Origin of the sequence: Kribbella jejuensis, from assembly GCF_006715085.1 — a bacterium.
Lineage (GTDB): Bacteria > Actinomycetota > Actinomycetes > Propionibacteriales > Kribbellaceae > Kribbella > Kribbella jejuensis.
In genome coordinates, this window is record NZ_VFMM01000003.1 from 134,767 (window position 1) to 155,317 (window position 20,551).

At 68.8% G+C, this 20,551-nt stretch carries 20 protein-coding genes; 11 read left to right on the forward strand and 9 right to left on the reverse strand.

Annotated elements, in window-relative coordinates; translation table 11 throughout:
* Window positions 1-39: 39 nt before the first annotated feature.
* The gene (locus FB475_RS28320) at window positions 40-1,491 is read right to left on the reverse strand and encodes a DUF4832 domain-containing protein (protein WP_141860069.1); all 1,452 of its coding nucleotides are present in this window, start codon (window positions 1,489-1,491) and stop codon (window positions 40-42) included.
* Between the two features lie 67 nt (window positions 1,492-1,558).
* Window positions 1,559-2,677, reverse strand: a complete 1,119-nt coding sequence (locus FB475_RS28325) for an ROK family transcriptional regulator (protein WP_141860071.1) — start codon at window positions 2,675-2,677, stop codon at window positions 1,559-1,561.
* A gap of 181 nt (window positions 2,678-2,858) precedes the next feature.
* Here FB475_RS28325 and FB475_RS28330 point away from each other — a divergent pair, with 181 nt between their 5' ends.
* On the forward strand, window positions 2,859-3,839 hold the full coding sequence (locus tag FB475_RS28330) for a Gfo/Idh/MocA family protein (protein WP_141860073.1): 981 nt from the start codon (window positions 2,859-2,861) through the stop codon (window positions 3,837-3,839).
* Between the two features lie 10 nt (window positions 3,840-3,849).
* Window positions 3,850-4,842: a Gfo/Idh/MocA family protein gene (locus FB475_RS28335; protein ID WP_141860075.1), complete on the forward strand. Its 993-nt coding sequence runs from the start codon at window positions 3,850-3,852 to the stop codon at window positions 4,840-4,842.
* On the opposite strand, the gene FB475_RS28340 is transcribed toward FB475_RS28335, so the two are convergent.
* Window positions 4,839-5,762, reverse strand: a complete 924-nt coding sequence (locus FB475_RS28340) for an SDR family oxidoreductase (protein WP_141860077.1) — start codon at window positions 5,760-5,762, stop codon at window positions 4,839-4,841. The genes FB475_RS28335 and FB475_RS28340 overlap by 4 nt on opposite strands.
* An 89-nt stretch (window positions 5,763-5,851) precedes the next feature.
* Here FB475_RS28340 and FB475_RS28345 point away from each other — a divergent pair, with 89 nt between their 5' ends.
* From FB475_RS28345 to FB475_RS28375, 7 genes are all read left to right on the forward strand, one after another.
* Window positions 5,852-6,415, forward strand: coding sequence for a TetR/AcrR family transcriptional regulator (locus FB475_RS28345; protein ID WP_141860079.1), 564 nt, complete (start codon window positions 5,852-5,854; stop codon window positions 6,413-6,415).
* Window positions 6,416-6,482: 67 nt separating this feature from the next.
* Window positions 6,483-7,229, forward strand: a complete 747-nt coding sequence (locus FB475_RS28350) for an SDR family oxidoreductase (RefSeq protein ID WP_141860081.1) — start codon at window positions 6,483-6,485, stop codon at window positions 7,227-7,229.
* A 22-nt stretch (window positions 7,230-7,251) separates the two neighbouring features.
* A complete protein-coding gene (locus FB475_RS28355) occupies window positions 7,252-8,118 on the forward strand; it encodes an RNA polymerase sigma-70 factor (RefSeq protein ID WP_141860083.1) in 867 nt (288 codons plus the stop codon).
* A gap of 7 nt (window positions 8,119-8,125) precedes the next feature.
* Window positions 8,126-8,485 (forward strand): sigma-70 family RNA polymerase sigma factor family protein, encoded by a 360-nt coding sequence (locus FB475_RS28360; RefSeq protein WP_141860085.1) that lies wholly within the window; start codon window positions 8,126-8,128, stop codon window positions 8,483-8,485.
* A gap of 71 nt (window positions 8,486-8,556) precedes the next feature.
* On the forward strand, window positions 8,557-9,603 hold the full coding sequence (locus FB475_RS28365) for an LLM class flavin-dependent oxidoreductase (RefSeq protein WP_141860086.1): 1,047 nt from the start codon (window positions 8,557-8,559) through the stop codon (window positions 9,601-9,603).
* On the forward strand, window positions 9,600-10,268 hold the full coding sequence (locus FB475_RS28370) for an NADPH-dependent F420 reductase (protein WP_141860088.1): 669 nt from the start codon (window positions 9,600-9,602) through the stop codon (window positions 10,266-10,268). Before FB475_RS28365 ends, FB475_RS28370 begins: the two co-directional genes overlap by 4 nt.
* A gap of 42 nt (window positions 10,269-10,310) precedes the next feature.
* Complete coding sequence (locus tag FB475_RS28375) at window positions 10,311-10,955, forward strand: GNAT family N-acetyltransferase (protein ID WP_141860090.1); 645 nt, start codon at window positions 10,311-10,313, stop codon at window positions 10,953-10,955.
* Window positions 10,956-10,968: 13 nt separating this feature from the next.
* Here the strand turns inward: FB475_RS28375 and FB475_RS28380 are convergent, their stop codons facing one another.
* A complete protein-coding gene (locus tag FB475_RS28380; RefSeq protein ID WP_202878575.1) occupies window positions 10,969-11,826 on the reverse strand; it encodes an EamA family transporter in 858 nt (285 codons plus the stop codon).
* A 72-nt stretch (window positions 11,827-11,898) separates the two neighbouring features.
* On the opposite strand from FB475_RS28380, the gene FB475_RS28385 reads away from it, so the two are divergent.
* Window positions 11,899-12,765 carry a LysR family transcriptional regulator gene (locus tag FB475_RS28385; protein ID WP_141860091.1) on the forward strand — a complete coding sequence of 289 codons (867 nt, stop codon included), beginning with the start codon at window positions 11,899-11,901 and terminating at the stop codon, window positions 12,763-12,765.
* Window positions 12,766-12,846: 81 nt separating this feature from the next.
* On the forward strand, window positions 12,847-14,187 hold the full coding sequence (locus FB475_RS28390; RefSeq protein ID WP_141860093.1) for an NAD(P)/FAD-dependent oxidoreductase: 1,341 nt from the start codon (window positions 12,847-12,849) through the stop codon (window positions 14,185-14,187).
* Here FB475_RS28390 and FB475_RS28395 read toward each other — a convergent pair.
* From FB475_RS28395 to FB475_RS28415, 5 genes are all read right to left on the reverse strand, one after another.
* On the reverse strand, window positions 14,180-16,120 hold the full coding sequence (locus FB475_RS28395) for a heparinase II/III domain-containing protein (RefSeq protein ID WP_141860096.1): 1,941 nt from the start codon (window positions 16,118-16,120) through the stop codon (window positions 14,180-14,182). The genes FB475_RS28390 and FB475_RS28395 overlap by 8 nt on opposite strands.
* 45 nt (window positions 16,121-16,165) lie before the next feature.
* Window positions 16,166-17,527 carry an MFS transporter gene (locus FB475_RS28400; RefSeq protein ID WP_141860098.1) on the reverse strand — a complete coding sequence of 454 codons (1,362 nt, stop codon included), beginning with the start codon at window positions 17,525-17,527 and terminating at the stop codon, window positions 16,166-16,168.
* 106 nt (window positions 17,528-17,633) lie between these two features.
* Window positions 17,634-18,662, reverse strand: a complete 1,029-nt coding sequence (locus FB475_RS28405; RefSeq protein WP_141860100.1) for an ABC transporter ATP-binding protein — start codon at window positions 18,660-18,662, stop codon at window positions 17,634-17,636.
* The gene (locus FB475_RS28410) at window positions 18,659-19,636 is read right to left on the reverse strand and encodes an ABC transporter ATP-binding protein (protein ID WP_238332489.1); all 978 of its coding nucleotides are present in this window, start codon (window positions 19,634-19,636) and stop codon (window positions 18,659-18,661) included. Before FB475_RS28410 ends, FB475_RS28405 begins: the two co-directional genes overlap by 4 nt.
* Window positions 19,617-20,549, reverse strand: coding sequence for an ABC transporter permease (locus FB475_RS28415; protein ID WP_141860104.1), 933 nt, complete (start codon window positions 20,547-20,549; stop codon window positions 19,617-19,619). The genes FB475_RS28410 and FB475_RS28415 overlap by 20 nt, the downstream gene beginning before the upstream one ends.
* Window positions 20,550-20,551 lie beyond the last annotated feature (2 nt).

Consider the following 20,551-nt stretch of genomic DNA (forward strand, 5'->3'; position numbering starts at 1 on the left):
CACCCCGTCGTAGGACGGGGTGCCGGACGCGTTGGTTGTCTATCCGACGGTGACCGTCTGTTGCAGGTCGTTGTAGCCGGTGGTTGGTTGCCAGGTGCTGTTGTTTGCGAGGCGTACGGCGTACACCGCGTTGTACGTCTCGGTGGAACCGGGCAGCTTGGCCTGCGAGTGCAGCTTCGGGTCGGCGATGTTGAGCAGCACCTTGTATTTCCCGGGCACCGGGGGTGCGGGCACGGTCCAGTTGAGGTCGGTCGTCGTACCGGCACCCCAGCGGCGAGGATCGGCCGGGACGCCGACCTTGTAGGTGTGCTTGTCGCTCTGGAAGATCAACTGAACCTGACGCGGGTTGTACGGTGCGGCCCACCCGTCGTTGCGGATCTTCAGGTCGACGTTCACCCTGCCACGCTGAGCCGAGACCGTGGACTGCGTCAGGGCGAACCGGTAGCCGAGCTTCTGCTTGGCGATCTCGATGTTGGAACCCCAGCTGGCGAGTACGTCCGGGTGGTACTCGATGTTCAGGAACGAGAAGTGCAGGCGTGCCATCTCGGCCGACGCCGACGGCCACTCCGAGCGCGGCGGGTTCACGCCGCACGTCTCACCGCCCTCGGGCACGTAATTGGTGTCCTGGGCAACGAAATCCTTGTCCAGTTCGATCGGGTCGCTCAGGTACGTTCCGTAGTCGTCCGGGCTGGCCAGGAAGCAGTCGTTGTGCTGGCCGATCCGGGCGACCGCGGACCCGTCGTACGCCTGATCCGCGGTCAGACCGCCCGCGGTTCCGGTCGGTAGGCCGTACATCCGTTGCTTCATGTACGGCGTACGCACCTGGACCATCTTGTCCTTCGGCAGCGCCTGGAGCAGTGCGTCGATGACGGCCTTGCGGTCGGCCCAGTTCTGGTCCGAGACCTGGCTCGGGTCGGCCGGGTTCGAGAAGTAGTCGGTGTAGTACCCCTCACCCCAGAGGCCGACGAAGCCGGACTGGACGACCGCGATCATGTCGGAATTCGCGCGCAGGATCGGGGCCAGCTGCTTGATCTGCTTGACCACGCGGGACACCGGTGCGTCGCCGTACGGGGTGGGTGGTGGCCAGCCTGCGCCGGGCAGCGCGTACGCGAACCGGACGATCATCTTCACGCCGGCCGCTCGGGCGGTGTTGAAGTCGGCCTGCATCAAGTCGAGGTAGTGCTTGTCGATCGTGTCCTGCTTGGCGAACTTCTCCAAGTAGAACAGGCGGAGGATCTGGGTGATGTGCTCCTGGGTGCGGAAGTTGCGCAGCTTGGTCACGTCGAGCGGGACGTAGCCGGAGTTGTCGGCGTAGTAGTGCGTCTCGGCGTGGTGGTAGAAGCCGCGCTCCTGGTTGGCGATCACCTCGTCGTTGGTCGTGTAGGTGACAGTCGTGCCGGGGGCGGCTTCGTGCGCCAGGGCTGCCTGGGTCGGTAGCAGCAGTCCGATCGCTGCGAGGGCTGGGACTAACCGGGTGACGAGCCGTCTCATGGGGATCTCCTAGCTGACATCTCGCGTGGCGGGCGATGAGATAATCATGGAGTCCAGGGAAATTATGTCAAGGCCTGAGGCCGCTGGTGATGGTCGCCTCCACCTCGTCGAGCGCCAGCCGGACCGCCCCGAGCGCCACCCCTTCGTCCGCGAACGCCGACACCCGGATCTCCGGCGTCCGCAGACACCACCGATCCAGCTCCCGTCGCAATGGCTCGACCATGACGTCCGCCGACCGCGAGAATCCACCGCCGATCACCACCAACTGCGGATCCAACGTCAACACCAACGCGGACGCCCCCACCGCCAGATCCTTCACATACCCGTCCACCGCTGCCAGCGCGCTGACGTCCCCGGCCCGAGCGGCAACAAACACTCCCTCGAACGCATCGGTCGTCGGGTGGTTGGTGAGCCAGGCGTGCAGGTGGTTGGGCGCGGTCTGCCAGCCGACCGCGGGTAGGGCGCCGATCTCGCCGGACCAGTTGGCGAAGCCCCGGTGGAGTTTGCCGTCGATGATCAGCCCGGCGCCGGTGCGCAGGCCGGCCAGGAGGAAGACGACATCTTTCGCGTAGCGGGCCACGCCGCGCCAGTTTTCGGCGAGGGCGGCTAGTTTGCAGTCGTTCTCCACGCGCACCGGACCGGGAACGAGGCGACGTACGTGAGCCGCGAGATCGACCCCGGTCCACTCAGGCAGCGAGTCCGAGAGCATGACCTTCCCGGTGCCGTCCACCAAGCCGGTGGAGGCGACACCGGTCGCCCAGATCTCGCCGGCGCCCGCGATGGCTTTTGACACGCAGCGGTCGACTGCCGCCAGCCGTGCGCGGCGGCCGGCCTCGGCCGGTACGTCGACGCGCACCTGGTGGAGGACCTCGCCGTCCAGGTCGGTGACCAGCGCGAGCACCTTGTGACCGCCGACGTCGACCCCGAGCAACCGACCGGCCCCGGCATTGAAGCGGTAACGCCGGGCAGGACGCCCGACCGAGCCCGGGGCGGGCGCCACCTCGGCCAGCCAGCCGCGACCGAGCAGGTCTCGAGCCACGTCCTCGGTGGAAGCGCGCGACAGCCCTGTGCGTTTGGACAGTTCGGTGAGCGTCAGCGGCTGATCTCCGCGCAGTTCCCGCAGTACGCCGACCGCGTTCAGCTGCCGCAACCGCGACAGGTCCCCGCCCACCGGCTCTTCGGACATCGCGGTGCTCCTCACTTAATCCAGGACTCCTGGATAACTATAAGCACTCCGATTGCGCGCGGGTCTCACCGTACGAACGGCCCGGACGCAACCCTGTTGCGGACTCCTGACAACGTTGTACCGTGATCAGCCGACGGTCGATCAGAAACGTTTCCGCAGGTTTCCACTGAGGAGGACCAGCGTGTCCAATCCACTGAAGATCGCGACGCTCAGCTTCTGGCACGTCCATGCCGGCGACTACTCGAAGCAGGCCCAGGCGCACCCCGGGACGGAGCTGGTGGCCGTCTGGGACGACGACGCCGAGCGCGGCCGGGAAGGCGCCGAGCGGTTCGGTGCCGAGTACGTCGACGACCTGGACGCGCTGCTGGCCCGCGACGATCTCGACGGCGTGGTGATCACGACGCCGACCGACGTACACCGGGACGTGATGGTGCGGGCGGCGCAGGCCGGCAAGCACATCTTCACCGAGAAGGTGCTCGCGCCGACGGTCGCCGAGGCCGAGGAGATCGTCGCCGCCACCGACGCCGCCGGGGTGAAGCTGATCGTCTCGCTGCCCCGGCTGTACCACGGCTACACGACCGCGATCCGCGAAGTACTCGACAAGGGCACGCTCGGCACGCTGACGTACGGCCGGGTCCGGCTGTCGCACGACGGCGCGATCGGGCGCGACGGCAAGGAGGGCTGGCTGCCGCAGCGGTTCTTCGACCCGAAGGCCGCGATCGGTGGTGCGCTCACCGACCTCGGCTGCCACCCGGTGTACCTGACCCAGCTGTTCCTCGGCGCGCAACCGGAGACCGTGAGTGCGACGTACCGCTCGGTCGCCGGGCGCGGGCTGGAAGACAACGCTGTCGTCGTGGCCGGGTACGGCGACCAGCGGATCGGCGTCATCGAGGCGGGGTTCGCGAGCAACAACCCGTTCACGATCGAGCTGTTCGGGACCGAGGGGACGCTGACCTACACCGACCGCGGCAACGTGCTGCTGGTGAACGGTGAGCAGGTCGACGTACCTGAGCATTCGCCGGATGCGTTCGCGCAGTGGGTCGATCACATCAACAACGACACCCGGGCCGATGAGAACATCGCGCGGGCCGTCGAGCTGACGCGCCTGGTGGTGGCGGCGAACGCGGCGGCCGAGTCCAACCGAGTGATTTCCTACAGCTGAGGAGTAGCGCATGATCAAGGTTGGGTTGGTCGGGGCGGGTGGGATCGCCTCGGCGCATATCAAGGGTTATCGGGCGCACTCCGGCAAGATCGGTGTGACTGCGGTTGCGGACGCTGTGGCCGAGACGGCGAAGAAGCGTGGCGAGGAGCTCGGCGCCGCGGCGTACACGGACTACAACGAGATGCTCGCCAACGAGGATCTGGACGCGGTCGACATCTGTCTGCCGCATCATCTGCATCGGGACGCGATTGTCGCCGCGGCGCGGGCCGGTAAGCACATCCTCTGCGAGAAGCCGCTGTGTCTGTCCGCAGAGGAGGCCGCGGATGTTCGCCAGGCCGTGACGGAGAACGGCGTGACGCTGATGTGTGCGCACAACCAGCTGTTCATGCCGGCGGTCGCCAAGGCGCGGGAGCTGTTGCAGGGCGGCACGATCGGCACCGTCTACGAAGTACGGACGACCGACAGCTTCTACAACGACTTCGACCCGAGCTCGATGGGCTGGCGGGCGAGCAGCAAGACCAGTGGTGGCGGCGAGCTCATTGACACCGGGTACCACCCCACTTATCTGATGCTGCACCTGGCCGGCGGGATGCCGGTCGAGGCGACCGCGATGCTCTCCACGCACCGGTTGAAGTTCATGGAGGGCGAGGACTCCGCGCAGGTGCTGATCAGGTTCGACAACGGAGTCGTCGGGCAGCTCGTGACCAGCTGGGCGTACCAGCCGGCCGCGTCCACCGAGCGGTTCTCCGCCGTCGGCGAGCTGGGCTCACTGACCAGCGACGGTACGACACTCTCGTACCGGCTGCGCTCCGGCGAGACCGAGACGTTCGAGTTCGAGCCGGTCGACACGTTCGTCGCCGAGATCGGGCACTTCGCCGACTCCCTCGCCGGCCAGCAGCGCCCGCTGCACACCGAGGAGGAAGGGATCGCGGTCCTCGGCATCCTGCTCGCGGCCTACGAAGGCTCGAGGTCGAAGACGATCGCACCGGTCCTCAAGGTCTAGTTCTCCGTCTGGTTCTCCTGGAAGTAGAAGCCTTCCGCGAGGTCGGCGAGCAGGTCCGGGTGGGTGGGCTGCCAACCGAGCAGCTCACTCGTCCGGGCCGCGGACGTCGGGATGTCCATCGTCGCGAACCGGCTCAGGAATCCGAGGTACTGCGCCGCCTCCTCGGCACTGACCGAACGCGCCGGCAGCCCGGTGCCGCGGCCGATCGCCTCGGCGATGACGCGGAACTCGATGCCCTCGTCCTGTACCGCGTGCAGCCGGCTGCCCGCGGGCGCGGACTCGAGCGCGAGCCGGTAGAGCCGGGCCGCGTCGAGGGTATGGACGGACGACCAACGATTCGTCCCGTCGCCGATGTACGCCGAGAAACCGTTGCTCCGGGCAAACGAGATCAATGCGGGCGCGAAGCCGTGGTGGTCGAGGCGGCTGTGGGTGATCGGCGGCAGCCGCAGTACGGACGAGCGGACGCCCTTGCCGGCCAGGTCGACGACGAAGTTCTCGGCGTCGATCCGGTAGCCGCCGTTCGGGTCGTAATCCTCCTCGGTCGCGACCCGGTCGTGCACGACGCCGGCCAGCATGCCGGTGCCCGACGTGCTGACGAGCGGCTTGTCCGTGCCGGCCAGTACGTCGCCGATCGCCTGCAACGCGGCGAGGTCGGACTCCGCGGCGGCGGCCAGGTCCCCGGCCATCATCGCGTCGTGCCGGAAGGCGAGGTGGACGACGCCGTCCGCGGCACCGGCGGCCGCACGCAACCGGTCGAGATCGTCGAGGTCGCCACGAACCACCTCGGCGCCCCATGAGGTGAGCAGCTGGGCCGACTCGTCGGATCGGGCCAGGCCGAGCACCTGGTGACCGTTGTGCAAGAGCTCCGGGACCAACGCCGAGCCGACGTGTCCGGACGCTCCGGTGATGAAGACGCGCATGAACGTTCCTCTCGAAAGCGATGTCATTGACTGACATCAACGATGCTACACCCTGATGTCACTCGATGACATCGGTTAGGATCGATCCCATGGGACGGTGGGAGCCGGACGCGGCCGGGCGGCTGCGGGAGGCCGCGATGGCGCTGTACGCCGAGCGCGGGTACGACGGCACGACCGTCGCCGAGATCGCCGACCGGGCCGGAGTCACCGCGCGGACGTTCTTCCGGCACTTCGCGGACAAGCGCGAAGTGCTGTTCGCCGGCTCCGAGCTGCTCCAGCAGCAGATGGTCGGTGCGCTCGCGGCCGCGCCCGCGGACGCGACGCCGATGGAGGCGATCACGACCGCGGTGCTCGCGTCGGCCGAGTTCTTCGGCGACATCCGCCGCGACTACTCGCGCCGCCGTGCCGCGGTGATCACCTCGACCCCGGAGTTGCTGGAGCGGGAGCTGATCAAGATGGCCAAGCTCACCACGGCGCTCAGCGACGGTCTGCTCGAGCGCGGCGTCGCGCCGGACGTCGCCGCCCTGGCCGCCGAGACCGGGGTCGCGGTGTTCCGGGTGTCGTTCGAGCGCTGGATCTCCGCGCCCGACGACGTACCGTTCGCGGACGTGATCCAGGCGACCCTGAAGAATCTCGCCGCCCTCACCGCCTGACCCGTCACAAGCCGCTGGGCTGCCTTGTCTTACCAGTGACAGCTCAGGACAAGTGAAGGGATCTGCGATGAAGATCGTCGTGATCGGTGGCACCGGTCTGATCGGTACGAAGCTGGTGGGCAAGCTCTCCGAGCACGGGCACGAGGCGGTGCCGGCCGCGCCGAGCACCGGCGTCAACACGATCACCGGCGAGGGCCTGGCGGACGTGCTGAAAGGTGCCGACGTGGTGGTCGACGTGGCGAACTCGCCGTCGTTCGAGGCCGGGCCGGTGATGGAGTTCTTCCGGACCTCGACCACGAACGTGCTCGAGGCGGGCAAGGCGGCCGGGGTCCGGCACCACGTCGGGATCTCGATCGTCGGCACCGAGCGGCTGGCCGACAACCACTACTTCGCCGCGAAGATCGCGCAGGAGGAGCTCATCAAGGCCTCTGGTCTCCCGTACTCGCTGGTGCACGCGACCCAGTTCATGGAGTTCGTCGCGGCGATCGCGGACGAGGGCACCTGGGACGACGGCAAGGTACACATCGCACCGGTGGCGTGGGCGCCGATCGCGGCCGAGGACGTCGCGAAGAACCTCGCTCGGGTCGCCGTCGGCGAGCCCTTGAACGCTCGGATCGACATCGCGGGGCCGGACGAGTACCGGATGGACGAGTTCTTCCGGAAGGCGCTCGCGCAGCGTGGTGACACCCGCGAGGTGGTGGCCGACGTGCACGCGAAGTACTTCGGCTCCGAGCTCTCCGAGCGCAGTCTGGTCCCGATCGGTGCGGCCACGCTGGGCGAGTTGCACTACGACGAGTGGTACGCGGCGCAGTGACGTGGGCCGTATCGTCCCAGTGATGACAGATCTCGACGACGCGGTGGCGGTCTTCCATCAGGTGCGGCCGCGCCTGATGGGGATCGCCTATCGGATGCTGGGCAGCCACAGCGAGGCGGAGGACCTGGTCCAGGAGGTGTGGCTGCGCTGGCAGGCCACGGACCGCAGTACGGTCCAGAGCCCCGTCGCATACCTCTCGACGGCGGTGACCAGGCTCGCGATCAACGCGAGCCAGACCGCCCGCGCCCGGCGGGAGACGTACATCGGCCCGTGGCTGCCGGAGCCGGTCGACACCAGCGCCGACCCGTACCTCGGCGCGGAGCACGGGGAGGCCCTGAGCTTCGCCGTCCTGCTCGTGCTCGAGCGGCTCACGCCGACCGAGCGAGCGGCGTACATCCTGCGCGAGGCGTTCGACTACCCGTACGACGAGTTGGCGGCGATGCTGCAGTCGACCGAGCCGGCCGTCCGGCAACTGGTCAGCCGGGCGCGCAAGCGGATCCGCGCGGAACGCCGTACCGAGGTGTCCGGGACGCAGCAGCAGAAGTTGCTGACCGCATTCATCGCGGCGGCCCGGGCAGGCGACGTCGGCGCGCTCCAGGAGTTGCTGGCCGAGGACGCGATCAGCTACTCCGACGGCAACGGCACGCGGCAGGTGTCGAAGTTCCCAGTGGTCGGATACGAGCGCGTCGCGAAGTACTACCGGGCCTTCCACCAGCACTTCTGGGTCGGTGTCGAGGTCGAGTTCGGTACGGCGAACGGCCGCGCGGTGGCGATGCTCCGGCGTGACGGCGGGGACGTGTTCGCGGTCTGCACCGTCACGGTGTCGGATGCGGGGATCGACGAGGTGCTGTGGCAGATGAACCCGGCCAAGCTCACCGCGATCGCCTGATCGGGAGGTGGCTGTGTTCAACGGTGAGCACGCCGTCGTGCATCGGTTCGCGACCGCGTGCCGGGCCGGGAGCAGCGGCGCGATCCGCAGCCTGCTCGCGGCGGAGGTGACAGCGGTCAGCGACGGCGGCGGGCGGGTGCCGGCGGAGCTCGAGCCGGTCCACGGGCCGGTGCAGGTCGCGCGGTGCCTGACCGACCTGCTGCGCCCGGAGATGGCGTTGACGGTCGAGGCGGTCAACGGGCAGCCGGGCGTCGTCCTGCGTTCGGTCGATCGCGTGGTGGCGGTGCTGAGCCTGAAAGTGACGGGACGGAAGGTTTCGACGGTCTGGATCGTGCTGAACCCGGACAAGCTGCGGTACTGGGAATGAACCCCGGCCGGTTTGGTGTTGACGTGTCAACCTAGACTTTTGCTGTGGTGAGTGGACAGGAGCGTGCACAGATGACCGACAGCGTCGAGCTGGCGTTCGGTTTGGATACCTTCGGCGACATCCCGGTCGACGACAGCGGTGCGCCGGTGACGGCCGCCGCGGCGATCCGGCAGGTGGTGGACGAGGCGGTGCTGGCGGACCAGATCGGTGTCGACGCGATCGCGCTCGGCGAACACCACCGGCCGGAGTTCTCGATCTCGACGCCGGAGACCGTGCTGGCCGGGATCGCGACCAGGACGTCGAACATCAAGCTCGGCTCCGGCGTGACCGTGCTGAGCTCGGACGACCCGGTCCGGGTCTTCCAGCGGTTCTCCACGGTGGACGCGCTGTCGAACGGACGGGCCGAGGTGATCCTCGGGCGCGGGTCGTTCACCGAGTCGTTCCCCCTGTTCGGGTACGACCTTGAGGACTACGACAAGCTGTTCGAGGAGAAGCTCCAGCTGTTCGTGCAGCTGCTCGACGAGAAGCCGGTGACCTGGGAAGGCACGGTTCGCGCGGCGCTCGACAACGCCGACGTGTACCCGAAGACGGAGTCCGGCCGGCTGGCCACCTGGGTCGGCGTCGGCGGTTCGCCGCAGTCCGTCGTCCGTACGGCGTACTACGGGCTGCCGTTGATGCTCGCGATCATCGGCGGGTCGCCGGAGCGGTTCGCACCGTACGTCGATCTGTACCAGCGGGCGGCCCAGGAGTTCGGTACGGTCGCGCACCCGGTCGGGATGCACTCGCCGGGGTTCGTCGCGGAGACCGACGAGCAGGCGAAGGAGATCTACTTCGCGCCGTACAAGGTGATGCGGGACCGGATCGGTGCGCTCCGCGGCTGGCCGCCGCTGAAGCGCGAGGAGTTCGAGTCCGAGGTGCTGCACGGGTCGATGTACGTCGGTTCGCCGGAGACCGTGGCGAAGCGGATCGCGGGCGCGGTGCAGGCGCTCGGGGTGAAGCGGTTCGACCTGATCTACTCGGGCGGCCCGCTGCCGGTGAGCGCCCGGATGAAGGCCGTCGAGCTGTACGGGACCGAGGTCGTCCCGCTGGTCCGCGAGATCCTGGCGGACGCGAAGTGACGACGGTCGGCATTCTGGGGGCCGGGAAGGTCGGAACCGTTCTGGCGCGACTCGCCGTCGCGGCCGGATACAAGGTGCTGATCGCGGGCTCGGGGGACGTCTCGAAGATCTCGTTGATCGTCGGAGTCCTGGCGCCCGGCGCGGTAGCGGTGACCGCGCAGGAAGCTGCCGCGGCCGATGTGGTGATCCTGGCGCTGCCGCTGGGGAAGTACCGGACGATCCCGGTCGAGCCGTTGCGCGGGAAGCTCGTCGTCGACGCGATGAACTACTGGTGGGAGGTCGACGGCATGCGCGACGACCTCACCGACCCGCGGACGTCGTCCTCGGAGATCGTGCAGGAGTACCTGCCGGAGTCGCGGGTGGTGAAGGCCTTCAACCACATGGGCTACCACGACCTGGACGAGGGTCCGCGCCCGGCGGGTGCACCGGACCGGAAGGCGATCGCGCTGGCCGGCGCGCCGGCTGATGTGGAGCAGGTCGCCGCCCTGGTCGATGCCTTCGGCTTCGATCCGGTGGTCGCCGGTTCGCTTGCCGAGGGCAAGCGTCTCGAGCCCGGTACGGAACCGTTCGGAGCGAACGTCGACGCCTCCGAGCTCACTGCGATGCTCGCCCGGTACCCCGAAACGGTCCGCGGCCAGGAAGTCGCGGCGGCCCGCGCCGGCTAAAGCGGTTGTCGGCCGGATCGCGGAGCGGATAGCGTCACGAGAGTGACGTACACCTACCCTCCTCTCAACCTTCAGGTGCGGACGCCGCGGTTGACGTTGGCCGCGGCAACGGACGACCTGCTCGAGCAACTGGTGCCGATCGTGCGGGCCGGGATCGCGGACACCGAGCCGTTACCGTTCGACGATCCGATCTCGTTCTACGAGGAGAGCCCGGAGCGCGAATGGCGGTGGCTGCGGAGCATCTGGCGCGGGCGGTCCCGGGTGGAGCCGGACTTCTGGCGGTTGTACTTCGTCGTCCTGGTCGACGGTGAGCCCGTCGGGATGCAGGACGTGTGCGGGGTCGACTTCGCGCGGTTCGGGACCGTGACGTCGTTCTCGTGGCTCGCGCCGGAGCGGCGCGGCCGGGGGATCGGCAGGGAGTCGCGGGCCGCCGTACTGCATCTGGCCTTCGACGGCTTCAACGCCCGCGAGGCCGAGAGCGACGCGTTCATCGACAACCACGCGTCGAACCGGGTGTCCGAGGTGCTCGGTTACGAGCCGAACGGCACCACGTGGGACACCCGCCGTGGCGAAGTGGCTCCCATCCAGCGCTGGCGCCTGACCCGCGAAACCTGGCTGAAGACCCGGCGCGACGACATCGAGCTCACCGGCGTCGAGCCCTGCCTCCCGGTCCTCGGTCTGAGCTGACGCTGGTCGACGGTCAGCTGACCGAGATGTGGGCCTGATCCAGCTGAGGGCGGACGGCGCGCTCGGCGCCGATGCCGGCCGCGATCACGCAGGCGATACCGAAGGCCTGGAGCAGGCCGGGGGATTGGCTGAGCAGTAGCCAGCCGATCAACAGGGCGAGCGCTGGTTCGAGGCTCATCAGCGTGCCGAAGACGCCCGCGTCCAGGCGGCGCAGCGCCAGGTACTCGAGGCTGAACGGGATCACCGGCAGCAAGAGGGCGAGACCGAACCCGATGGCCACGAGTTGCCAGGTCATGACCGGGATCGTGGCCGGACCGGCGACGGCCGTGGCCACGACGGCAGCGACCGGGAGCGATACGCCCATGCCCTGCAGACCGGTGACGGCGCTGCCCACGTGCTGGGTCAGGACGATGTACGCCGCCCAGCACGCGGCCGCACCGAGCGCGCACAGGACGCCCGCGCCGTCGACCGAACCATGCCACGGCTGCGTCAGGAGCAGGACGCCGACGAACGCCAACGCCGGCCAGACCAGTCGCCCGCGACTGCGCAGTACGGCGACCGAGAGCGGACCGAGGAACTCCAGCGCGCTCGCCGTACCGAGCGGCAACCGGGCCGCCGCGGCCATGAACAGCAACGTGACACCGGCCGTGGCAACCCCGAGACCGACCGCGGCGAGGAACGAGTTCCGGTCGAACGAACTCGGCCGCGGACGGAACAGCACCAGCACGATCATCCCCGCACACGCCAGCCGCAGCCAGGCGGCGCCCTCGGGTCCGACCCGGTCGAACAACCCGACCGAAGCGGCCAGCCCCAACTGGACCATCGTCATCGACAGGACCGCGAAGGCGATCCCGGTCTCCCGTGTACGCATGCCTTCCAGTGAAGCCCGTTCATATGTTCGCGTCCACGTGAGAATCCTGGACGGATCGTTCATGATTGCTGAATGGACGTACGACGCCTCGAACTGCTGCTCGCGCTCTCGCGGCTCGGTTCGATGCACGCGGTCTCGGAAACCCTCGGCGTCACCACGTCGACCGTCTCGCAACAGATCGCCGCGCTCGCCAAGGAGGCCGGGCTGCCGCTGATCGAGCCCGACGGCAGGCGCGTCCGCCTCACCCCGGCCGGTCGGCGGCTGGCCGGTCACGCCGTCGACATCCTCGCCGCGCACGAGGCCGCGCGCGCCGATCTCGACCCGTCCGCGGAACCCGCCGGCACGGTCCGGATCGCCGCGTTCCACACCGCGATCCGCGACACGCTGCTGCCCGTCGTACCCCGGCTGCCACCGGCTGTCCGGGTCGAGATCCAGGAGCAGGAACCACCCGACGCGATCGCGCTGCTCGAGCGCGACGAGGTCGACCTCGCGCTCACGTACGACTACAACCTCGCGCCGGCGCCGCTGGATCCCGCCCTGCACGCTGCCCCGTTGTGGGAGACGAGCTGGAGCCTCGCCGTCCCGTCACGGTCGCCGCGCAGCGCCGGTACGGCGGTCGACGTGGTCGCGGCGTTCGCGGACCGGGACTGGATCGTGAACTCCCGGCACACCGCGGACGAGCAGGTCATTCGCACGATCGCCGCACTGGCCGGCTTCGAACCACGCGTCACCCAACGCGCCGACAGCCTGCAACTCGTCCAGGAGATGATCACCGCCGGCCTGGGCGTCGCCCTGCTGCCCGCCGGCTACACGAAGGCCACCGGCATCTCGCTCCGCCGCCTCCGCGACCCCGAGCCCCGCCTGCGCGCCCACGCCCTGACCCGCCGCGGCCGGAGATCCTGGCCGCCGTTGTCGCTCGTTCTCGGCCTACTCGACTAGCCTGCTGTCGAGGGGCCAGCCATGTCACATCCGGCCGGTGGCGGTTGTCTATTCGGTGAGGGACGACGGACGGAGAGTCTGGTGCGCAGGATCTTGGTGGTGGGTGGCGGGTACGCCGGGTTCTACACGGCGTGGCGGTTGGAGAAGAAGTTGCGGCGCGGTGAGGCCGAGGTGGTCGTGGTCGACCCCCGGCCGTACATGACGTACCAGCCGTTCCTGCCCGAGGTGGTCGCCGGCTCGGTCGAGGCGCGGCACGCGGCGGTGTCGCTGCGGCGGAACCTGCGGCACACGAAGCTGGTGGCCGGGATGGTGACCGGGATCTCGCACGCGGACAAGACCGTTACGATCCGGACGGCGTCGGGCGAGGAGTCCACGATGACGTACGACGTGATCGCGGTGACCGCGGGTGCGGTGACGCGGACGTTCGACGTACCCGGGGTGGCCGAGCGCGCGATCGGGATGAAGCATGTCGAGGAGGCGGTGGCGATCCGCGACCGGCTGTTCACCGCGTTCGACGAGGCCGCCCTGCTCGAGCCGGGGCCGCAGCGGCGCAAGCTACTCACGGTCACGTTCGTCGGCGGCGGGTTCTCCGGCGTCGAGGGGATGGCCGAGCTGCTCTCGCTGGCGCGGGCGCTGCTGAAGAAGTACCCGGAGCTGTCCGAGAGCGACCTGGCGTTCCATCTGGTCGAGGCCTCCGGGCGGATCCTGCCCGAGGTGAGCGACAAGCCGGGCGCCTGGGTCGTGAAGACGTTCGAGAAGCGTGGCGCGGTGGTCCACCTGAACACCACGGTGACCTCGGCCGCCGACGGGCACGTCGTGCTGTCCGACGGGTCCGAGTTCGACTCGGAGCTGATCGTCTGGACGGCCGGCAACGCGGCGACCCGGCTGCTGCGCAACCACACCGACTTCCCGCACAACGAGCGCGGGATGGTGCAGGTGCGCGCCGACCTGCGGATCGGTACCGAGACCGAGGTGATTCCGGACGCGTGGGCGGCCGGTGACGACGCGGCGGTCCCGGACCTCGCGACCGGTACCGGGTACACCGTGCCGAACGCGCAGAACGCCGTCCGGCAGGGCAAGGTGCTGGCGAAGAACCTGCTCCGGTCGCTGCGCGGGAAGCCACCGAAGAACTACGTGCATCACAGCCTCGGCGTGATCGCGACGCTCGGGCTCGGGTCCGGCATCTTCCAGTACAAGCGGATCGTGATCAAGGGGCTGCTCGCGTGGCTGATGCACCGCGGCTACCACGTGCTCGCGGTGCCGACCTGGGACCGGAAGATGCGCGTGCTGGCGATCTGGCTGGTGGCGTTCTTCTACGGCCGCGACATCGTCTCCCTCGCCTCGGTGCAGAGCCCACGTGAGGCCTTCCAGTCCGAGGCGAAGGCGGTAGCCGATCGGCGGATGGCCAAACAGATCAGTTGATCCGGGTGAGGCGGCCGTCCTGGGTGATCCGGATGGTGGTTGTGCGGGCGCCGACGGTCAGGTCGACGAAGTACATGCCGGCGACGGTCCGGGTCCGGTAGGTGACGGCTTCGGTCGGGGCGGTGGGCACGATCGCGGACAGGATCGTCGCGTCGGTGCCGTTGCGGCTGAACTTGACGACCGGTGCCGATTCGCGGTGGAAGATGTCGGGGTAGTACCAGCCCTGGACCGGGTCCTGCTGACCTTCGACGACCGTGATGCCGTCCTTGGCGGGCTGCTGCCGGTACGGGATCTGGAGCAGGTATGTCATGGCGCCGCGGCTCGTCGCGATCGCCGACGTGGGCGATTGGACCGTGACCTGCTGGCCTGGCGCGAGGTGCCAGAGGGTCTCGTACCGTTGGGAGCTCGTGGCCTGACCGCGGTCGAGGGTGATGATCAGGTCGGGGTCCTTCAGCACGAGGACGTCGCGCTTGCGGGTGATACCCGGCGCGGGGGAGTCGGCGAGCGAGTACGACTCCCAGGTCGGCGTGATCGACGCCCGGGTCAGCTGGGTCGCGACGGATGTGGTGTCCGCGGACGGGATCGTCATCATGTTGTGCGCGGCCGCGCTTTTCGACCACGCCTGCCACTTGTCGAGCTGGTACCCGGAGTGACCCGGGTCGATCAGGATGTCGCGGCCGTGGGACGAGTACGTGATCGACGTGTGGTCGTCGTGACCGTGCAGTGTTCGCGCGGCGCCGTACCGGATGCTGTACGTCGATTCCTGTGCGAACGGGCGCGTCTCGCCCCAGCCGGTGCGGCCGAAGATGTACCCGGCGTCGAAGACCGCGACGCGTTGCCCGGGCTTCGTACCGTGCTTGCCGAGAGAGGCGACGTAGTCGAGCGCTGTCCCGGCGGCACCGGTCGGCTTCTGCCGTACGGCGTCGCCGACCTGCTGGAGCTCGCCCGTGGACTTGGTCGCGAGCGCGAGCCATTCGGAGAGGGCTGCGCGCCGTTGGGAGATCACCGTGCCGGGGCTGGAACCGCACCGTTGCAGCGCCGTCGTCGCGCGGCCCCAGAGGAGGTAGTTGAACATCGCGTACCCGACGGACTGTTCGTTGGTGGATCCCTGCGCGTCGATCGCGGTGGTGATCGCCTCGGTCAGCCGGTTGACGGCGAGTGTCTTGAGCTCGGGGCGCTTGAGCGTGCAGCCGACGCCGTACAGCGCGATGCTCTCGTCGGTGCCGTGGTTCGACCGGCCGCTCCAGTTCACGATCATGAACTGCGCATGGTCGACGAGCGCCTTGTCGAGCCAGGCGTACTGCGTGGGCAGCTTGCTGACGTGCTGGCCGGTAAGGATGGCCTGGCGTGCGCACAGCAGCACGTTGGTGCGGTGCATCGTCGCCTCCCACGCGCCGACGTCACCCTTCCAGCTGTACGGGTTGTCCCGGACCCAGTCGTGGATGATCGCCATCACGTGGTCGAGCGCCTTGCGGTCGCCGCGCGCGCCGGCCTCGATCCCGCTGCCGAGCCAGCGGAGCGAGTGCAACCACATGTACCAGCTGGGCTTCTGGTAGGGGTTCGAGCGCCAGTTGATGTTGCCGGTGCCGTCGCCGACCTTGTACGGCGGATCGTCGCCCCAGGCGAACGTGTCGGTCAGCAGCATCGGGACCGGTACCTGGATGCCGCTGTAGCCGGGGCACTCGTACGTGCCCGTGTTCGCCACCGGCGTGGACGGCGGGGGAGTCGCCGGGGTGTCGACGCCGGGGAGCGGCTCGTCAGTGGACTCCGGCACGGTCGGCGTTGGCGTTGGCGGTGGGGGTGCATTTGTCGGCGTGGGAGACGCGGAGACGGGCGCAGCGCGGGTGCCGGGCATCAGTACGAAGACGGCACCGGCGAAGGCGACACCGCAGACCAGCACGCAGGCAAGCGTCAGCGCGACGGTCCTACCCAACCGCCTCTGCTGCTGCGCCACTCGCCCCCCTCTCGCGCCAGCAGTCTAGGCGGCCGAGGGTGCGGGGACTTCCGTACGGCGACCGAGGGCAGTCACGCCCAACCCGACGAGGCTCGCCGCGGCGGCGACGATCGCACACGTGACGAACCCGCTGCCGAGATCGTGGGCCGTACCGAGTAGCGGTCCGAACGTGGCGACGCCGATCGCCCCGCCGATCTGCCGGGAGGTGTTGAACGCCGCCGAGGCCGCACCGTGCAGGGTCGGCTCGACCGCGGCGATCGACTGTGCGGTCAGCGTCGGCACGAGTAGCCCGGAGCTGAAGCCGATCGGGATCAGTGCCAGGACCATCGGCCAGACGGCCGACGCCGTACTCGCCCAGGCAAGGCCGAGCATCGCGACCGTGACCACCGCCTGGCCGAGCGCGAGTACGGCGGGGCGCCCGAGCCGCCGGGCCAGCGGTGCCGAGCCGATGTTCGCGATAGAGATCAGACCGGTCAACGGGAGGAACAGCAACCCGGTCACCAGCGCGCTGAGGTGCCGGCCCTGCTGCAACAGCAGGCTCATCGAGAACAGCACGCCGTAGAAGGCGAAATTGAGCAACGACCCCTGGATCGCGGCGGCCGCGAAACCGCGGTCGGCGTACAACCGGGGCGGCAGCAACGGCGCCCGCACCGACCGCTCCACCGCCACGAAGCTCACCAGCCCGATGACTGCAACCGCCGCCGCGCCGAGGATCGCCGGATCGGACCAGCCGCGAACCGGTGCCTCGATCAGCGCGAACACCAGGCCGCCGATGAACGCCGTCGCGGTGCCCATGCCCGCGACGTCCAGCCGCCTCGACCGCCGTACCACCGCAGGCATCGTCCGCCAGGCCCAGAGCGCGGCCGGAATCCCGATCACCACGTTGACCGCGAAGACGGCGCGCCAGTTCGCGAGTGCGACCAGGCCGCCACCCAGCAACGGACCGGCCGCCATCCCGGCACCACCGGCCGCGGCCCACCAACTGACCAGGCGGTGCCGGGCGTGTTCATCGGTCGCGGATGCCGTCGCCAGGACCAGGGCGCTGGGGAGCAGCAGCGCCGACCCCGCGCCTTGGACGAGCCGGGCGAGGTTCAGCATCAGCATCGAGCCGGCCGCCGCGCAGATCGCCGAGGACAGCGTGAAGACCAGCAGCCCGGTGAGGAACGCCCGCTTCGCGCCGAGGGTGTCGGCGATCGCGCCGGCGCCGAGCATCAACGCGGCGAACGAGAGCGTGTAGGCGTTGAGCGACCACTCGAGCTCGGCACGGGATGCGTTCAGGTGGGAGGCGAGCTGGGCGAGCGTGACGTTCACGATCGTGCTGTCGACGAAGACCATGAACGAGGCGATCAACGCGAGCGCGACGACCGACCGGCGGGGAGCTGACATGTCACCCAGCCTACGTCGCTGTTCGACAGACGTCGAACAATGTCTCGGTCCGCGGATCACCCGGCCGCCGCCGGTGCAGGGGGAGCCGGCGGCGGGCGGGAGCCGGTCAGCTGCCGATGTCGGGTTCGGCTACGTGGCAGGCGGCTTGGTGGTTGGGGCCCAGGATGCGGAGGGTCGGGGTGACGTTATGGCACTTCTCGATGGCCAGCGGACAGCGCCAGCGGAAGCGGCAACCGGGGGTGGGGTCGATGACCTTCGGCGGCTCGCCGGTGTCGCCTTCGATGCCGGTCGACAACGGCGCACGCGGGTCGGGGACGGCGCCGAGGAGCAGGTCCGTGTACGGGTGCTTCGGGTTCTGCAGGACCGACTCCGTGGGACCGGTCTCGACCACGTGGCCGGCGTACATGATCATCAGGCGGTCGGCGACGTACCGGGCGCTGGCGATGTCGTGGGTGATGTAGAGGAACGAGACGCCCTGCGATTCGCGCAGTTCGGCCATCAGGTTGAGCAGGCCGATCCGGATCGACACGTCGAGCATCGACACCGGCTCGTCGGCAAGGATCAGTTTCGGCTTGTGCGCCAGCGCCTGCGCGAACCCGATCCGTTGCCGCTGGCCACCACTCAGCTCGTACGGGAACCGGTTCATGATGTCCGACGCGGGCGACAACCCGACCGCCTCGACCACCCGTTCCGCCTCGGCGTACCGCTGCTCCCGGCTCAGCTCCGGCCGGTGCAGCTTCAGCGACCGCAGCACGCCGTGCGACACCCGGAACGCCGGGTTCAGCGAGCTGAACGGATCCTGGAACACCATCGGTACGTCGCCACGGTAGGACAACTGGTCCTTCCGGGAGCGGTACGTCGACATCGCCCGGCCCTGGTAGAAGATCTCGCCGCTGGTCGGCTTGTACACGCCCGCGAGCAGCCGCGCGATCGTACTCTTCCCGCTGCCGCTCTCACCCGCGAGCGCGACGATCTCCTGCTGCCCGATCGAGAAGCTCACCTCGTCGACCGCGTGCAGCAGTTGCCGGGAGAACCCACGCCCGACCCGGAAGTGCCGGGTCAGATCCTTTGCCTCGAGCAACGGTGCCGCAGCAGTCCCGGTAGCCGCGTCCGAGGAACTGGAGACGGTGGTCATGAAACCTCCCGGGCAATCACGGTCGAGGGTGCGTGCAACAGGCACCGTGCCTGCACCGAACCCACCTGATACAGGTCAGGCTCGATCTTCGGGCAGTCCTCGAACGCCTTCGGGCAGCGCGGCTGGAACCGGCACCCCGGCGGCGGCGACGCGAGGTTCGGCGGCGCTCCCGGAATCCCGGTCAACGGCACCTTGGGCCCACGGATCGACGGGAACGCATCCAGCAGGCCGGCACTGTACGGATGTTCAGGGTGGTCGAATACCGCGCGCGTGTCGCCGAACTCGACCACCTGCCCGGCGTACATCACGACGAGCTTGTCGGAGAAGTGACTGACCAGCGACATGTCGTGGGTGACGAAGATGACCGCGAACCCGAGCTTGCGCTGCAGCTCCTTGATCTGCACCATCAGCGACCGCTGCGCGACCACGTCGAGCGCGGACGTCGGCTCGTCCATGATGATCAGGTCCGGCGTGAACAGCAGCGCCATCGCGATCATCGCCCGCTGCCGCATGCCGCCACTCAGCTGGTGCGGGTAGCTCTTCAGATGGATCGGGTCGATGCCGACCAGCCGCAGCACCTCGGCAGGCCGGCCCTCGTCGACCACCTCGTCGTGCGCCATGATCGCGTCGTGGAACTGCGCGCCGATGCTCTTCACCGGGTTCAGCGCGTTCATCGCGCTCTGCATCACCACCGAGAAATCCCGCCAGCGCATCTCGGCCAGGTGTTTCTCGTTCATCCCGACGAGCTCACGGCCCTGGAACCGCACGCTGCCGCCGGTGATCGCGGCCGGCGACGACAGCAGCTGCGCGATCGCGAACAGCAGCGTCGACTTGCCGCAGCCGGACTCGCCGACCACCCCGACGAACTCACCTGCGTGGACGTCGAGATCCACGTGGTCGACCGCGACGACCGGGTGTGCGCCGGTGTCGTACTCGACGGTGAGATCACGGACCTCAAGAAGCTGATCTGGCACGTCGCCTCCGAACCGGCCGCAGCGCGGGATTGCTGATCTCGTCGAACGCATAGTTGAGCAGGGCGAACGAAACGCCGAGCAGCGCCACCGCCAGACCTGGCGAGAGCGCCCACGCGGGCAGGCCGTTCACCAGGGCGCCCTGGTTCTGCGCCCAGTAGAGCATGGTGCCCCAGCTCAGCGAGTTGGGGTCGCCGAGGCCGAGGAACTGCAGGCCGGCGGCGGTCAGTACCGAGTACAGCGCGGCGCCGAGGAAGTTCGCGACGATCAGCGAGATCATCGTCGGCAGCACCTCGACCACGATGATGTACGACGATCTCTCGCCGCGGACCCGGGCCGACTCGAGGAAGTCCCGGTTCCGCAGCGACAGCGCCTGCGCCCGCATCTGTCTCGCGCCGTACGACCAGCCGGTGAGGATCAGCACGATGATGATCACCGTCAGGTTGCCCTTACCGGCGTACGTCGCCAGCACGATGATCAGCGGGAACGTCGGGAGGACGAGAAAGATGTCGGTCAGCATCGACAGACCGTCGTCGGCGAACCCGCCCAGATACGCCGCCGAGACGCCGATGATGACCGACAAGATGGTGGCACCGAGCCCGGCGACCACGGCGATCACCAGGGACTCACGGGTGCTGTAGATGAGCTGCGCGTAGACGTCCTGCCCGAGTCCCGTCGTACCGAGCCAGTGGCTGCCCGACGGGTGCTGCAGCGGCAGGTCGCCGATCGCCTGTGGATCGTGGTGCGCGCTCGGGACGAACAGCCCCGGGAACGCGGCGAGCAGGATGAAGAGCAGGAGCAACGCGGCCCCGACCACAGCCTTGCGATTGCGCAGGATGGCGCGGAACAGTCCGCCCCGCGGCCGGCGAGTGGTAGTTGCGACCGGTGCGGATGCACCAGCAACGACAGCGCTCATCA

What these genes read in the sequence shown, in the direction of transcription:
- FB475_RS28320 (WP_141860069.1), bottom strand. Translation starts at nt 1,491, where the DNA reads ATGAGACGGCTCGTCACCCGGTTAGTCCCAGCCCTCGCAGCGATCGGA.
- FB475_RS28325 (WP_141860071.1), bottom strand. Translation starts at nt 2,677, where the DNA reads ATGTCCGAAGAGCCGGTGGGCGGGGACCTGTCGCGGTTGCGGCAGCTG.
- FB475_RS28335 (WP_141860075.1), top strand. Translation starts at nt 3,850, where the DNA reads ATGATCAAGGTTGGGTTGGTCGGGGCGGGTGGGATCGCCTCGGCGCAT.
- FB475_RS28340 (WP_141860077.1), bottom strand. Translation starts at nt 5,762, where the DNA reads ATGCGCGTCTTCATCACCGGAGCGTCCGGACACGTCGGCTCGGCGTTG.
- FB475_RS28345 (WP_141860079.1), top strand. Translation starts at nt 5,852, where the DNA reads ATGGGACGGTGGGAGCCGGACGCGGCCGGGCGGCTGCGGGAGGCCGCG.
- FB475_RS28350 (WP_141860081.1), top strand. Translation starts at nt 6,483, where the DNA reads ATGAAGATCGTCGTGATCGGTGGCACCGGTCTGATCGGTACGAAGCTG.
- FB475_RS28355 (WP_141860083.1), top strand. Translation starts at nt 7,252, where the DNA reads ATGACAGATCTCGACGACGCGGTGGCGGTCTTCCATCAGGTGCGGCCG.
- FB475_RS28365 (WP_141860086.1), top strand. Translation starts at nt 8,557, where the DNA reads ATGACCGACAGCGTCGAGCTGGCGTTCGGTTTGGATACCTTCGGCGAC.
- FB475_RS28380 (WP_202878575.1), bottom strand. Translation starts at nt 11,826, where the DNA reads ATGCGTACACGGGAGACCGGGATCGCCTTCGCGGTCCTGTCGATGACG.
- FB475_RS28385 (WP_141860091.1), top strand. Translation starts at nt 11,899, where the DNA reads ATGGACGTACGACGCCTCGAACTGCTGCTCGCGCTCTCGCGGCTCGGT.
- FB475_RS28400 (WP_141860098.1), bottom strand. Translation starts at nt 17,527, where the DNA reads ATGTCAGCTCCCCGCCGGTCGGTCGTCGCGCTCGCGTTGATCGCCTCG.
- FB475_RS28405 (WP_141860100.1), bottom strand. Translation starts at nt 18,662, where the DNA reads ATGACCACCGTCTCCAGTTCCTCGGACGCGGCTACCGGGACTGCTGCG.
- FB475_RS28415 (WP_141860104.1), bottom strand. Translation starts at nt 20,549, where the DNA reads ATGAGCGCTGTCGTTGCTGGTGCATCCGCACCGGTCGCAACTACCACT.